Source organism: Candidatus Chryseopegocella kryptomonas (assembly GCF_001536065.1).
Taxonomy (GTDB): domain Bacteria; phylum Bacteroidota; class Ignavibacteria; order Kryptoniales; family Kryptoniaceae; genus Kryptonium; species Kryptonium kryptomonas.
Genome location: NZ_CZVW01000005.1, coordinates 44,467 through 58,978, shown reverse-complemented (window position 1 = coordinate 58,978; position 14,512 = coordinate 44,467). Strand labels below are relative to the sequence as shown.

Sequence of the window (14,512 nt, the reverse complement as noted above, 5' to 3'; positions counted from 1 at the left end):
TTAAACAAAAGCACATTGTTAAAAATGTTAAGTGAATATCTTCCGATTTTCATATTAATGACATTCGCTCTTATTTTCGCTTCATTTATGGTCCTATCCAATAGAATCTTCGGACCAAAGAAACCCAATCCTGAAAAACTTTCAACCTACGAAAGCGGAATGGAGCCGATAAGAACTGCAAGAGACAGATTTTCTGTTAAGTTTTATCTTGTTGCGATGCTTTTCATAATTTTTGATATTGAAATTGTTTTTTTGTATCCGTGGGCTGTAACTTTTGACAAGCTTGGTGTGTTAGGATATGTAGAAATGTTTTTGTTCATTTTAGTTCTTTTGGTTGGTTACATTTACATAATAAAAAAAGGAGCACTGCGATGGGAATAAATACATTTAACATAGAGGAGCAGGGATTCTTAACAACAAAGTTAAGCGAGTTCATTCGCTGGGCTCAGAGAAATTCTCTCTGGCCAATGCCACTTGGAATATCTTGTTGTGCGATTGAGATGATGGCTTTCGCTGCACCCAAGTATGATGTTGCTCGTTTTGGATCTGAATTTTTGAGATTTTCACCCCGTCAATCTGATTTGTTAATTGTAGCTGGAACTGTGACTTATAAAATGGCTCGTGTTGTGAGAAAAATTTATGATCAAATGCCAGATCCGAAGTGGGTAATTGCAATGGGTGTTTGCACTTCAACAGGCGGAATGTATAGGTCATACGCTGTTGTTCAAGGGATTGACCAATTTTTGCCAGTTGATGTATATGTCTCCGGTTGCCCACCAAGACCCGAAAATTTAATCAATGGATTGCTTAAAATTCAAGAATTGATCAAAAAAGGTGTTCCACCAAAAAGAGACCCGATATTTATTTAACCTTAACAAATCAAAATCGCACAAATGAAAGATAAAATCATTGAAAAACTTAACAATCTTTTCAAAGAGGACATAGTTGAAGTTTCAGAATTTCGCGGTGAATTAACAATCGTTGTAAAAAAAGAAAAAATCGTTGATGTTTGCAAATTTCTAAAAGAAGATCAAGAGCTTGCTTTTGATTATCTCGTTGATATTTGTGGAGTTGATTATTTTAGGGAAAAAGATAGGTTTGCGGTTGTTTATAATCTCTGGTCGTTGAAAAATAAGTTCAGATTGAGATTAAAAGTTTTCGTTGATGAATCAGATCTTGTTGTTCCATCTGTTACATCTGTGTGGTCAGCTGCGAACTGGCACGAGAGAGAAACATTTGATATGTTTGGAATTAAATTTTCAGGACATCCTGATTTGAGAAGAATTTATATGCCGGAGGATTTTGAGTATTATCCGTTGCGTAAAGATTTTCCATTGCAGGGAATTCCAGGTTCAATCCCTTTACCGGGTCAGGAGAAAATAAAAACTCAGCGAGGTTAAAGATGGAAGAGAAAATAGATAAAATAGTTGAATCACTTGGACGAAGGAACATAGAAGCTGAAATCAGACAAGATCCACTTGGGACGGAGATGATTTTAAATGTAGGACCACAACATCCTGCAACGCATGGGGTTTTGAGATTGGTTTTAAAGCTTGATGGTGAATATATCGTTGACGCAGTTCCGGAACTTGGCTATTTGCATCGTGGTAAGGAGAAAATTGCTGAAAATATGACATTTCTTGAATTTCTACCGCATACAGACAGAATGGATTACCTTGCACCTCTTTCAAATAATACCGCATATATGCTTGCGGTTGAAAAACTTTTCGGAATTGAGGCACCAAAAAGAGCTCAGTATATTCGTGTCATTTTAAATGAACTTTCAAGGATTTCTTCGCATCTTGTTTGGCTTGGGACATTTGCTATGGATGTTGGGGCTTTGACCGTTTTTATGTGGTGTTTCAGGGAAAGAGAAAAAATTTTGAGCATATTTGACATCGTCACTGGAGTTAGATTTACAACAAGTTATGCAAGAATTGGTGGTGTGGCTCAGGATATAACCGATGAAGGAATACATGCGATAAAAGAATTTATTGACAATTTCCCGAAAGAACTTGAACAGTGCGAAAAATTACTTAACAAAAATAGAATTTTCATTGAAAGAACCGATGGCATAGGTATGATAACGAAAGAACAAGCGATTGACATTGGTTTGAGTGGACCAAATCTTAGGGCTTCTGGGGTGCCGAGAGATTTGAGAAAAGATGAACCTTATCTTGTTTATAATGAGCTTGATTTTGATATTCCAGTTTATGAAGAGGGAGATTGCCTTGCCAGATATTATGTGCGACTTGATGAGATGAAGGAAAGTGTTAAGATAGTAAGACAGTGCATTGAGAAATTGCCATCAGGTCCGGTTAAAGCTGATGAACCAAAAGCGACTTTACCGAAGAAGGAAAAGGTTTACACAAAGATGGAGGAGTTGATCCACGATTTTATTCTCACGAATTTTGGTGGAACTCCACCAGTTGGAGAAGTTTATCATGCAGTTGAAAATCCAAAAGGCGAACTTGGATTTTATATTGTAAGTGATGGCACGGGTTATCCGTGGAGGTTGAAGGTCAGATCACCTTCATTTACGAACATTCAAGAGTTGAAAGTGAGGGGAAAGGGGAATAGGAGAGATGATATGGTAGGAAGAAGGGGAAGTATTGATACAGTTATGGGAGAAGCGGATAAGTGAGGTTAAAATTTTATAGCTCAAGAGTTCAAGAGTTCAAAAGTTCAAGAGTTCAAATGATTGAAAAATAAATTTTGACTCTGGAAAATGTTCACAGAAGAAAATTTGAAAAAGGTTGAAGAAATCAAAAAAAGGTATCCAACAGCGCAAGCAGCACTTTTACCCGTTCTCTGGATTGCACAGGAACAATTTGGTTGGATTTCGGAAGATGTCATGCGTTATGTTGCAGAACTTCTTGGCTTGCCTTATAGCCATGTTTATGGCGTCGTCACTTTTTACACGATGTATAACAAAAAACCTGTTGGTAAGTATCACATTCAGGTTTGCACTAATGTAAGTTGTATGTTGAATGGAGCATATGAAAATCTTGAATATTTGCAGAAAAAACTTAACATTAAGGTTGGTCAAACAACACCTGATATGAAGTTTACACTCACTGAGGTTGAATGTCTTGGCTCCTGTGGAACTGCTCCTGTCATTCAAGTTAATGATGACTACTACGAAAATATGAACAAGGAAAAACTTGACAAATTAATTGAACAACTAAGTCGGGATAAGAGATAATGGAAGAGATAAAGCTCATACTCAGGGACATACCTGAACTTCACAGAATAGAAGTTTACGAAGCAAATGGTGGATATTCAGCGCTAAAAAAAGCACTTGGAATGAAGCCGGATGATGTGATTGAAGAAGTGAAAAAATCCGGTTTAAGAGGCAGGGGTGGTGCAGCGTTTCCAACTGGTTTAAAATGGAGTTTTATGCCGAAAGATTCACGCCCAAAGTATTTAATTGTCAATGCTGATGAAGGAGAACCCGGAACTTTCAAAGACAGAGCAATAATTGAGAAAAATCCACATCAATTGATTGAGGGCGCTTTGATCGCAGCTTACGCAATAGGAGCTCAGACAATTTATGTTTATATCCGTGGTGAATATGTTAAGTGGATGAAAATACTTCAAATCGCAATTGACGAAGCTTATTCAAGAGGTTACATAGGGAAAAATGTTCTCGGTTCAAGTTTTAGCGTTGATATGTATATCCATCGTGGTGCAGGTGCTTATATCTGTGGTGAGGAATCGGCGCTGATGGAATCAATTGAAGGCAAGCGTGGTTATCCAAGAGTTAAACCACCATTTCCAGCTCAATACGGGCTATGGGGCTATCCAACGACGATAAATAATGTTGAAACTCTTGCAAATGTCCCAGTGATAATTGAAAAAGGTGGTGAATGGTATGCAAAGATTGGCGCCCCAAAACATCCGGGAACAATTCTCTTTGGTGTCAGCGGTCATGTGAATAAACCAGGAATTTACGAGTTGCCAACGGGAATTCTTTTAACTGATTTGATTTACAAATATGCTGGTGGAGTAAGAAACAATAAAAAAATCAAAGCAGTAATCCCCGGCGGTTCATCAACTCCAGCTTTGCGTGGCGATCAAATTGAAGGTGTAACGATGGATTTTGACGGATTGAGAAACGCTGGTTCAATGATAGGAACGGGTGGAGTAATTGTTATGGATGAGGATACGGATATGGTTAAAGTTTTATGGCGAATTGCTAAATTTTACTGGCATGAATCCTGCGGTCAATGTACGCCTTGTAGAGAAGGGACAGGGTGGATGTTTAAAATTCTTGACAGAATTTTAAAAGGAAACGGAAGACCTGAAGACCTTGATCTTTTAATAGATGTTGCTGGAAACATTGAGGGTAATACAATTTGCGCACTTGGTGATGCAGCAGCATGGCCTATAAAGTTTGGGGTTCAAAGATTTAGAGAGGACTTTGAAAAATACATAAAGTTTAAATCAACTGTGCTTGTAGAAAAATAATTTATGGCTAAAATTTTACAGGTAATTTTAGTGTGTTTACTTTTTATCTCGTGTCAACTTTTTAAAACTCGTTCGCCTGAATTGCCAGCGGAGGTCTCAGGTCAATCAAATTGGAAACAGCCCATCACGCCAGATATAACTCTTGAAAATTTACGCAACGCAATTTACGATAGAAACACTGAAAATTACATACGCTGTTTCATTGACTCAAACTTTTCAGATAAAAAATTTACATTTATTCCTACGCAGGAAGCGCAGGTTCAGTATCCAGAAATTTTTAGAAACTGGAATTTAAACAGCGAAAGAAATTATTTCAACAACATAAAGGCAAATGTTCCATCCGGAAATGTTTCTGAACTTATACTTTCTGGAAGTTTTCAAAGTTTGGGAACGGATTCAGCGGTTTATTATGCAACTTACCTTGTGAGTTTTCAACATACTTTGAAAGATGTTCCGCAAAGTGCGAAAGGGAATTTGCAATTTTATCTTGCATCTGATAGAAATGGGAACTGGGCAATTTACAAGTGGATTGATTTAAAAATTCAAAATGAATTCAGCTGGAGCGAGTTAAAAGCAAAATTTAGCTATTGAGAATGAGAATTTTTTATCTTGTGTTTTCAATTTTGTTTATCTCGTGTGTTAATCCCTTTGCACCGGGACTTGACAGAAGCACTGAGGAATCTGAATTGCTCGGAGATCAAAGAACAATTGAAGGAGTTTTTCAAAATTTTAGATATGCCTATACATTTAAGGATACCGCAGTTTACAGCAGGTTGCTTGATGAAAATTTCGTCTTCGTTTATCGTGATTATGACAAAGGTCAAGATATATCCTGGGGAAAGGTTGATGAAATGAGAGCAACTTATGGATTGTTCAGAAATACGCAAAATCTTGACCTGATTTGGAACAACATAATCGTTGACACTGGAGATTCTCTTTACAGAAATGTCGTCCGAAGTTTTAATTTAACCGTGACATTTAATCCTGCTGATATAGTTAAAGTTGATGGCAGGGCAAATTTCATTTTGCAACGACGCAGTCCATCTGAACCGTGGCTTATCGTTTTCTGGCGTGATGAGTCAAATTATTGACGAAAAACAAAATTTTATTTGAAGTGAGTTTAAAAGTTGCTTTTCAAGGGGAAAGAGGAGCTTTCAGCGAACAGGCTGGTTATGCCTTTTTCGGAGACAAGATGAGCGCAGTCCCGCTTCCGACTTTTGAAGATGTTTTCAAATATGTTAAAAATGGGAGAGTTGATTTCGGCATTATTCCAATTGAAAATTCGCTTTACGGTAGCATACATCAAAATTATGATTTACTCAGAAAGTATAATGTTTTCATTGTTGGTGAAGTTAAGTTGAGGATAAAACATTATTTGCTCGCAAATTATGGAGTGAAATTAAGCGATGTGAGAAAAATTTATTCTCATCCTCAAGCACTTGCTCAGTGTGAAGATTTTTTAAAAAAGCTTCGCAATGTTGAAATAATCCCTGTCTATGACACTGCTGGCTCAGCCAAGATGATAAAAGAGAAGAAAATTCTTGACGGTGCAGCTATAGCAGGAAAACAAGCCGGGATTTACTATGGATTGAAAATTTTAAAAGCAGGTATTGAAAATCACAGAAAAAATTTCACAAGGTTTTTGATCCTATCAAGAAAAAAAATAATCGCAAAGGAAAATCCCAAAACATCAATAATTTTTGTCACGAAGAACATCCCCGGCGCTTTATATACTGCGCTTGGTGTATTTGCCCGAAGAAGGATAAATCTTTTAAAAATTGAATCAAGACCGATAATAGGGCAACCGTGGAATTATATGTTTTATCTTGATTTTGAGGGAAGCGTTGCAGATAAAGTTTGCTCTGATGCGTTGAGAGAATTGAACGAATTGGCGAATTATTACAAATTTCTTGGAACTTATGAGAAGGGGAGGGAGGTCGGATGAGATTTGGTTATGTAATTAAAGAAGCGATTTCTGGTTTCAGGAAGTCAAAATTTTCATCTTTTGCCTCAATTTTTGTCCTTTTCATTTCTCTATTTGCGATCGGCTCGTTTGTTGTCGCAGGTTATAATCTTAACAGATTAATCAAGGCGATAAAAGAGAAAATTGAAATTGAAGTTTTCTTGAAAGACGGACTTTCAAATTCTCAGATAGATTCGCTTCGTAGGAAAATTATCTCAATGGATGAAGTTGAAAGAGTTGTTTTCATTTCCAAAGATGAAGCAGCGAAGATATTTGAGGAAGAATTTGGAGAAAATATCTTCAACATCCTTGATTTTAATCCTTTGCCAGCGTCATTTAAAATAAAATTGAAAGAAAATTACAGGACAACGCAGGGCGTTGAAAATCTTGTGAGAAAATTGAGAAGATTTCCGGAGTTTGAGGAGGTAAGATATAGAAAAGCTTTGTTAAGCATCCTTGAGAGGAGATTTAAAATCTTGACCCAATCGTTTCTTTTAAGCGGGGTTCTGCTTGCTTTAATTTCAATTCTTCTTGTGATAAATACAATACGTTTAACTATTCAGGCGAAGAGAAAACTTATAAACACGATGCAACTTGTGGGCGCAACGCGTGGCTTTATAATGTCGCCGTTTTTAATTCAAGGATTTTTGCAGGGATTGATCGCTGGTTTGTTTTCATCAGGTTTGATTTATTTGCTCGTTGAGGTTATAATTCCACAGTTGCCGGATGATGTGATAACGAATGTCAATATACCTTTGTTTTTTTATTTGCTCGTTGTTTTTGCGGGTTGTCTTCTTGGTTTTGTCGGTAGCTGGATCTCAGCACGAAAATACATAACTTATAAAATTATCACATAAAACAAACGAAGACATTGAAAATGAAAGAATGCGTTTTTTGTGAAATCATAGCTGGAAAGATGCCTGCGGATTTTGTTTATGAAGATGATGAAATCGTCGCTTTCCGTGATATTAATCCTCAAGCTCCGGTGCATATTCTCGTTGTCCCGAGAAAACATTATTCAACGCTTCTTGATCTAAAAAGCGAAGATACCGAGCTTGCGGGAAAGATGATACTTGTTGCGAATGAAGTTGCAAAGAAGTTTAACATTCACAACCGTGGATATCGTCTTGTGTTTAATTGCAATCGTGAAGCTGGGCAAAGTATCTATCACCTGCATCTTCATCTTCTTGGCGGAAGAATTATGATGTGGCCACCGGGATAAGCAACAAAGTTAAATCCTGAAAATATGCTTCTTCATCCAATCGTTGTCCATTTCCCAATTTCACTCGTTTTGCTTTCGTTTATTTTTGAATTTCTTGAATTTTTTGGCAAAAGTAAATTTAAAAACTCAACTTTTCTTTTTTCAGGTCTTGCTCTTTTTTTCGCTATCATTTCCGTTCAAACAGGAAACATTGATTCGCAACCTTTGAATTTAAACGAAGAAGTTAAAATTATTTTAAACAATCACCAATCAAATGCAAATTTTTCATTGCTTGCTCTGTCAATAATTTTTCTTTTCAAACTTCATAACATTTTACGCAAAAAAGAGATTAACTTGAAAGTGTTTATCATCTTGCTGTCTTTTTATCTTGTCGCATTGTTTTTCATTTTCAGGACAGCTTACTTTGGAGTTAAACTTGTATATGACCTTGGAGTTAGAGTAAAATTAAATTAGAGTTTTGCGGTATGGACACATTCATAGTTAGCTGGAAAAATTCAACTTTCCCACTTAATCTTGATTTGTTGTTTGGTAGGAATTCGCAGGTTGAGCTTGAAATTGGATTTGGCAACGGAATTTTTCTCGTTCAGATTGCAAGTGATAATCTTGATAAAAATTTTGTTGGAATTGAAATTGTTAATTTTTTTGCTAAGAAAGCGGATAAAAAATTAAAAAAAGCAGGACTTGACAATGTGAGATTATTTGTCGGCGATGCTAAGCTGTTGCTTTTGATTCTGTTTGATGATAAGAGTTTTGACCATATTTATTTTAATTTTCCAGACCCTTGGTTTAAGAAAAGGCATAAAAAAAGAAGATTGTTGAAGTTAAACTTCAATCGCTTGCTCGCAAAACGACTTAAAGATGGAGGATTTGTTTCTGTCACAACCGACCATCCAGAGTTTAGAGATTTTGTTGTTGAGTCAATGATTGATTCTGGTGTTTTTGAAAGTGTTTATCCAGATGGATTTACAACTCAAAATCCTGGTTATTACCCAACCAAATACGAGCAAAAGTGGAGAAGTCAGGGAAAGGAGATTTATTATATGAAGTTTAGAAAAATCTACCATCCTCTTGTTTTTGACATCAATGAATATCTGACAGAAGAAAACCTTTGGTATGTTGTTTATTCAAAAGGTCTTGATAGAGTTATAAAAAAGTTTCAATCGCTCTGATTTTTAGGACATTTTTAGAAAACCCGATTTTTAAGCCAAATTTCCTTGACTTGATAGATCAAAATTTGATAAATTCAATAACTGAAACAGAAAAATATCGCAATGAAATTTTATGCGAATAAAAATTCTGCTTGCTTTTGTCATAATAACAGCATTAACCGCAAAATCACAGGTTGTCACAGATTCTATTGTCATTTCAAATTTCACACAATATTTTGATAGCACATCAAGTCAAGGGGTGGCTCTTTTAAATTCATCAGGGCATGTGATTTTAAAAACTGGGGAACAAGAAAACCTTGCAAAAGGCAGACGGGCAACGATAACTTATTACGGAACAGGTGCACCCAGAACTTCAACGGGCGATATTGACACTGTGACTGGAAATCCGATGAAGGTAATTGACGGAGATACAAGAACTTTTTGCCAAATAAGACCGGGTGGTGAGGGAAGTTATATTTTGATTGACCTTCTGGCTGTTAGAAGAATTAACAAAGTTGTAATTGTGACATTTGGCGGGAATGCATCTTTAAGACCGAGAGCATACACAATTTTTGCCGGCTTGGATTCTCTGCAACTGACAAGAATCGTTCAAAAGACAGATAATCTTGATGTTAAAACACTTGACATTTTTGATCCGATGCTTGCCAGGTTTGTTAAGGTGAGTTTTGATGTCATTGATAGATTTAGTTCAACTGTGATATCTGAAATTGAAATTTATGGAGTTGGATACCTTTCATCCGGAAGTTATGTATCAAAAGTTATAGATGCTGGGCGACCGGTTAATTGGGGATGGGCAGAATTTGATTTTGAATTGCCTGAGGGAACAGATATTGGTTTACAATTTAGAACTGGAGAATTAAATAACACAAACTTTTTCAGTCAATGGTCGCCTGAAATAAAAGTTAAAGATATTTTAAAGGTTGCTGAACCAAGAAGATACATTCAATTTAAAGCAAATCTTAGAACTGCAAGCACGGAAACCCCTGTTTTAAGGAAACTTGCAATTTACTACAACAAAAATCTTGTCGCTAAAAATATCTTCATTGAAGTTGAACCGCAAGTTGTTCCAATTTTAAAGAGAACTCAAATAACTTGCAATTTTGATATTGATGTTGATGAAAATTCGCTTGGAATTGACACTCTTGTTATATTCACACCTTCACCCGCAACTATTGACGCAGTTACTTTGAACGGGAATCCAGTGACTTTTAATGCGATAGTTTCGCCTGATTATGTTAAAATTTCTTTTCCGCAGTCAATTAAAGCAAGTTCAAGATTGGCAGTTAAATTAAGTTTGACGCTTTATCTTGATGTTAACGAGTTTCCAGCGGTTGCGATAAGCAAATTAACTCCAGATAATCCGCAATTTATTGATTCAAAGATAAGGGGAAGCACAAACACTCAAACTGTATTTACCACAGATGTTCCGGAAAAGTTAATCGTTGACTTACAGATAAATCCAAATCCATTTTCTCCAAATGGAGATGGATTAAACGATAGGACGCAAATAAGTTTTTTCCTTGCTAATTTAAATGTTGAGAGAAATTTGAAAATTCAAATTTTTGATTTAACTGGAAAGCTTGTTAAAACCATTTACGATGGGCAAAGCAAAGCGTTTGCTTATATATCTTCAAACTCATTCCTTTGGGACGGTAGAGATGACTCTGGAAGGACAGTTAGACCCGGTGTTTATCTGTTGAGAGTTGCTATTGAAGCTGATAAAGGAGTTGAAACGATCTTTAAAACGATAACCGTTGTTTATTGAAAATTAACACAATTGAAATATGCGAAAAATTTTTTTCGTAATATGTTTTTTGGTTGTGTTTGATTTTGGTTTTGCAGGTGCGTTCAAAGACCTTGGAAATGGTGCAAGGGCTTTTTCACTTGGCTTATCTTATGTTGCGATTTCAAATAACGCATACGGAATTTTTTATAATCCCGCTGGAATTGGACAATTAAAAAATTTATCCTTCGCTTCAACATATTCAAGATTGTATCCTTTCGTTGAAGACGAAAATTTATATTACCTTACGCTTGGTGCGGTTTTGCCAGTGTTTTCAATTTTTGATCTCGGTGCAGGAGTTACATTTTTCAAAACTGGAATGTGGAACGAAAATCAATTGATTTTTTCAGTTGCGAGAGAATTTAAGTATATCAAGGGTTTATCGCTTGGTGGAAGTGTTAAGTTCCTTCGCTGGTCTTCTGTTGCACCTGTTGGTGAATCTGCATATTCATATTTTAACTTCACATTTGATGCGGGGGCTATTTTTGTGTGGCAAAATTTTATCAACGGTTCAGATTTAAGATTTGGGGTTTCAGCAAGAAATATAACTCAACCGAGCATTGCGGTTAATAAATCAAAAGATGCGAAATTGCCTTTGGAAATAGTGGGTGGAATTGTCTATGTCTCAAACTCTTTCAATTATCTTTTTGGGATTGGCGTTTTTAAATCTGATGAGGATTTTAAAGTTGATCTTGGTTTTGAAATTTCTGCATTTTCGGAAAAATTTTTGAATAGTGAATTTGAGTTTGTTTTGAGAGGTTCAGCGGGAACAAGTTTAAACGGAGTTAAACAAAGTAGTGTAAATCCTGGCTTCGGGTTAAGATATTGGAAGTTTAAAATTGATTATGTTTATGTTTATCAATTTGAAATTCCCGATGCTGGTGGAAGCCATAAGTTCAGCGTTGAATTCAATCTATAAAAAATTAGAAATTGGGTATGCTTGGGAAAAAATTTTTAATTTTGCTCCTTCTGGTTTTGGTTTTTGAGGAGTCCAAGGCTCAATTCATAGCACGAGATAAAGAAAGTTATCTGAATTATTCGGGGCGAAATTATGAAAATTACAGCATCTCGTTTTTGCGTAAAAGATTTTATGATAATTTTGGAAATTTTTTGATTGATGGAAGTTTGATATTTGAATTGCTTGAGAATCAGCGACAATATACGGGACAAGAACTTGGCGGTTTTAGCAGTTTGACGAAATCAAGATTTTATTATCAGTATTTTCAAAATCTTGTAATAGCAAGTGATAATTACAGCGATTTTCAGACAAGATTGATGATTGGAGATGCGATAAGAACAAAGTTTACATCTTTGACTTTTGACAAGGCAAGGTTTAATGGAATAAGATGGGATGGGGCGACGACAAAATATAGAGGGACATTTATTGCTTCAAGGGTAAGTGATCCTGTAAGATTTAGATTTGATAGTCCGCTTTTGATAGATGGCGTTCAAAGGGTGAGGAATTGGGCGCAGTATCTTTTCGGTGGGCATTTTGAAACTGATATAGGTGATGTTTTGACAATAGGCGCAACTTATGTAAATCAACACACGCGAAGGATGGATGTCAATGCTCGTGACGTTCCATTTAAAGGGGTCCCGCCGAATGGAGTTCCAAGGATAATTTTTGTCAGAATAAGTGATGATTCGCCCAAAGATGGCTCAGGTCCAATTATCTACGCTGAGCCAGTTGTAAAAATAAACGGTAAAAGAGTTCCAACAAAGAATATAAACGGTAGAACTCCGATACCACAGGAGACAGTTTTGGGGGCGCCACTTCAGTATTATGTTTTTAGAAATTTCAGCATTGATAGAACTCTTTGGGTTGCGGGAGCAGACACATTAAGTTATACCGCATACACACCAATTCAGGGCGGACCGGGTTATAAGTTCCGTTCAATGTTATCTGCACTTCCAGTTTATCCAGAACAGATACCGAGTGATGGGAACATTACATTCGGATACATTATTCCGCCGGGTGTTGAATCAGTTGAATTTGAAATTATAGTTGCGAATGATTTTAAAATTGAAGCAGCTCATGATTTTGTAAATCGTCTTGATGATTGGGAACAGCCAACGGGAGCAAGATTTATTCCACATTATGATTCAATCGCTGTTGGAACACCAACATTTTTCAGATTGATAAAACGAGCTGAAGGAAATGTCAAAGATGCTTCAAATAGGCAAGTTGTGAGATTTAATTACGCATTGACGACGGGAATGAGTGTTTATAGTTTGAATTTCAAATTTAACTGGAAAGGATTTAACATTGAGGGTGAATTTGCTCAAAGTTTGGAATGGTCAAAATATCCGGTCGGCAAGGGACCATGGTTTACGCAGGTTGGAAATGCATTTTATATCAAGGCATCAAAAAAGGTCGGGCGTTTAACCTTTGGATTTGAAAGATACAAAATTGAGCCGGTGTACACAACTGCTTTAAATATTTATTCGCTTGAGAACAGCTATTATATGCAGTTTACAGGTTCAGGTTATGCTTATCTTGCTCCGGATGTTTATGGAGTCACCGCTTACGATGTTTCAAGTAACATTTCTTTTATTCCCGGTGGTGCTTATTTTTCTCTCGTTGATGACAACGATGATAGAGATAGATGGGAAGATGGCTTTTATTTTTACAATGCAACTCCAAATCCAACTTTTGAAAACAGCGATGTTTTAAATCCAACACCTGATCCATTTTTGCTCGGTTATAGACAAAACGCAAATGAGTTAATCGGTTTAACGAGCATCATAAGAAGACCAGATGCTGGCATATTTCCGGGGAAAGATAGAAATAATGATGGGATTCCAGACGATGATCAGAATGCAAATGGAATTCCTGATTATCAAGAGGACTTTTTAACTTACTATAGCGATCCGCCACTGTTTGATTATGGAGATGATTGGAATAACAACGGAGTAATTGATGAGCAAGAAAACGACATTTATCCCGATTATCCGTATGAACCGGATATAAACGGATATCATGCATTTACAAAAATTAATTTTACACGCAATTGGACTGCTCAAATTGGTTTCATAAATGAAAATGCTATCGCAAGAGGTGGAATCAACAAAGTTAGCTATATAAAAACATTTTACACAACTTCAAATCCACGACTTGGTTCGCTCTTACTTTACTATGTAGCAAAAAGAGTTCAAGACGGGATTCCAAATCCGGTTTATCAATACAAAGGCGTGATCACGATAACAAGTCCATTCCCAGTTTTCACAGAAGATCCATTAAATTATCGCAATAGCTTCGTCCATAATCTTTATCTTGAAACAAGATATACGCAAATACCAAATCTTAACATTGAAAACCGAGTTCGTTTTGAGCTCAATTTTCAGCGTCCGCTTGGAGACCCAACAAAAGCGTTGCTTCCGGAGGCAAAATATACAGGCGATCAACTTGAAGGAAGAATCACTCTTTGGGGACTTGTTCATAAGATTGACTACACGATAAAGTTTCTCAACGGACGGCTTGAAATAAAACCACAATTTAAAGTCAGAACTGTTAAAGAAACGAAACTTGGTTATTTTGATGTCGGCGGTCAATTGCGTAGGATAACTGTTATAAATCAACATACACAAGAGACAATTCCAATTTTTAGAGTTGGATACAAATTAACCGATAGATCTGTTTTTAATTTTGGATTGCAAGGACTGACGATGATTGGATTGCCAGATGCATTTGCTTACAGAATAAGAAATCTTAAAGATGGCACAGGAAGTGAAAACAGGTCAACGATTGCTTTCTCACTCACAAATCAAAGCTCGTATAAAGGTTATTCAATAGTTGTTGATTTTGGATATAAATTCACAAAGAGAAAATTCATAAAACCAGGTGAAGAAAGATACAGCCGTGATGAATCAGCGATATTTTTCACGGTAATAGCTGGATTTTAATT

At 36.3% G+C, this 14,512-nt stretch carries 16 protein-coding genes; all 16 read left to right on the top strand.

Annotated features, from left to right (window positions below):
- Positions 1 to 24: 24 nt before the first annotated feature.
- The 16 genes from AWW83_RS03075 (at position 25) to AWW83_RS03000 (ending at position 14,510) form a co-directional block, all read left to right on the top strand.
- Positions 25 to 381 (top strand): NADH-quinone oxidoreductase subunit A, encoded by a 357-nt coding sequence (locus AWW83_RS03075; RefSeq protein WP_092348283.1) that lies wholly within the window; start codon positions 25 to 27, stop codon positions 379 to 381.
- Complete coding sequence (locus tag AWW83_RS03070) at positions 372 to 869, top strand: NADH-quinone oxidoreductase subunit B (protein ID WP_092348275.1); 498 nt, start codon at positions 372 to 374, stop codon at positions 867 to 869. The genes AWW83_RS03075 and AWW83_RS03070 overlap by 10 nt, the downstream gene beginning before the upstream one ends.
- 24 nt (positions 870 to 893) lie before the next feature.
- Entirely contained in the window at positions 894 to 1,400 is a 507-nt protein-coding gene (locus tag AWW83_RS03065; RefSeq protein ID WP_092348272.1) for an NADH-quinone oxidoreductase subunit C, read from the top strand.
- A 2-nt stretch (positions 1,401 to 1,402) separates the two neighbouring features.
- Entirely contained in the window at positions 1,403 to 2,644 is a 1,242-nt protein-coding gene (nuoD, locus tag AWW83_RS03060) for an NADH dehydrogenase (quinone) subunit D (protein WP_092348269.1), read from the top strand.
- Positions 2,645 to 2,728: 84 nt separating this feature from the next.
- On the top strand, positions 2,729 to 3,205 hold the full coding sequence (nuoE, locus tag AWW83_RS03055) for an NADH-quinone oxidoreductase subunit NuoE (RefSeq protein ID WP_092348267.1): 477 nt from the start codon (positions 2,729 to 2,731) through the stop codon (positions 3,203 to 3,205).
- Complete coding sequence (gene nuoF / locus AWW83_RS03050) at positions 3,205 to 4,470, top strand: NADH-quinone oxidoreductase subunit NuoF (protein ID WP_092348264.1); 1,266 nt, start codon at positions 3,205 to 3,207, stop codon at positions 4,468 to 4,470. The genes nuoE and nuoF overlap by 1 nt, the downstream gene beginning before the upstream one ends.
- A gap of 3 nt (positions 4,471 to 4,473) precedes the next feature.
- Complete coding sequence (locus AWW83_RS03045) at positions 4,474 to 5,061, top strand: hypothetical protein (RefSeq protein ID WP_143713872.1); 588 nt, start codon at positions 4,474 to 4,476, stop codon at positions 5,059 to 5,061.
- A 2-nt stretch (positions 5,062 to 5,063) separates the two neighbouring features.
- Complete coding sequence (locus AWW83_RS03040) at positions 5,064 to 5,561, top strand: hypothetical protein (protein WP_092348260.1); 498 nt, start codon at positions 5,064 to 5,066, stop codon at positions 5,559 to 5,561.
- The gene (gene pheA / locus AWW83_RS03035; RefSeq protein ID WP_234697232.1) at positions 5,558 to 6,415 is read left to right on the top strand and encodes a prephenate dehydratase; all 858 of its coding nucleotides are present in this window, start codon (positions 5,558 to 5,560) and stop codon (positions 6,413 to 6,415) included. Before AWW83_RS03040 ends, pheA begins: the two co-directional genes overlap by 4 nt.
- A complete protein-coding gene (locus AWW83_RS03030) occupies positions 6,412 to 7,290 on the top strand; it encodes a cell division protein FtsX (RefSeq protein WP_092348259.1) in 879 nt (292 codons plus the stop codon). The genes pheA and AWW83_RS03030 overlap by 4 nt, the downstream gene beginning before the upstream one ends.
- A 20-nt stretch (positions 7,291 to 7,310) precedes the next feature.
- The gene (locus AWW83_RS03025; protein WP_092348258.1) at positions 7,311 to 7,655 is read left to right on the top strand and encodes a histidine triad nucleotide-binding protein; all 345 of its coding nucleotides are present in this window, start codon (positions 7,311 to 7,313) and stop codon (positions 7,653 to 7,655) included.
- Positions 7,656 to 7,679: 24 nt separating this feature from the next.
- Positions 7,680 to 8,108, top strand: coding sequence for a DUF2231 domain-containing protein (locus tag AWW83_RS03020; protein ID WP_092348255.1), 429 nt, complete (start codon positions 7,680 to 7,682; stop codon positions 8,106 to 8,108).
- 11 nt (positions 8,109 to 8,119) lie between these two features.
- Positions 8,120 to 8,824, top strand: coding sequence for a tRNA (guanosine(46)-N7)-methyltransferase TrmB (trmB, locus tag AWW83_RS03015; RefSeq protein WP_092348252.1), 705 nt, complete (start codon positions 8,120 to 8,122; stop codon positions 8,822 to 8,824).
- Between the two features lie 112 nt (positions 8,825 to 8,936).
- The gene (locus AWW83_RS03010) at positions 8,937 to 10,589 is read left to right on the top strand and encodes a discoidin domain-containing protein (protein ID WP_092348249.1); all 1,653 of its coding nucleotides are present in this window, start codon (positions 8,937 to 8,939) and stop codon (positions 10,587 to 10,589) included.
- A 19-nt stretch (positions 10,590 to 10,608) separates the two neighbouring features.
- Positions 10,609 to 11,526 (top strand): PorV/PorQ family protein, encoded by a 918-nt coding sequence (locus tag AWW83_RS03005; protein WP_092348246.1) that lies wholly within the window; start codon positions 10,609 to 10,611, stop codon positions 11,524 to 11,526.
- A 17-nt stretch (positions 11,527 to 11,543) separates the two neighbouring features.
- Positions 11,544 to 14,510, top strand: coding sequence for a hypothetical protein (locus AWW83_RS03000; RefSeq protein WP_092348242.1), 2,967 nt, complete (start codon positions 11,544 to 11,546; stop codon positions 14,508 to 14,510).
- The last annotated feature ends 2 nt before the right edge of the window (positions 14,511 to 14,512 follow it).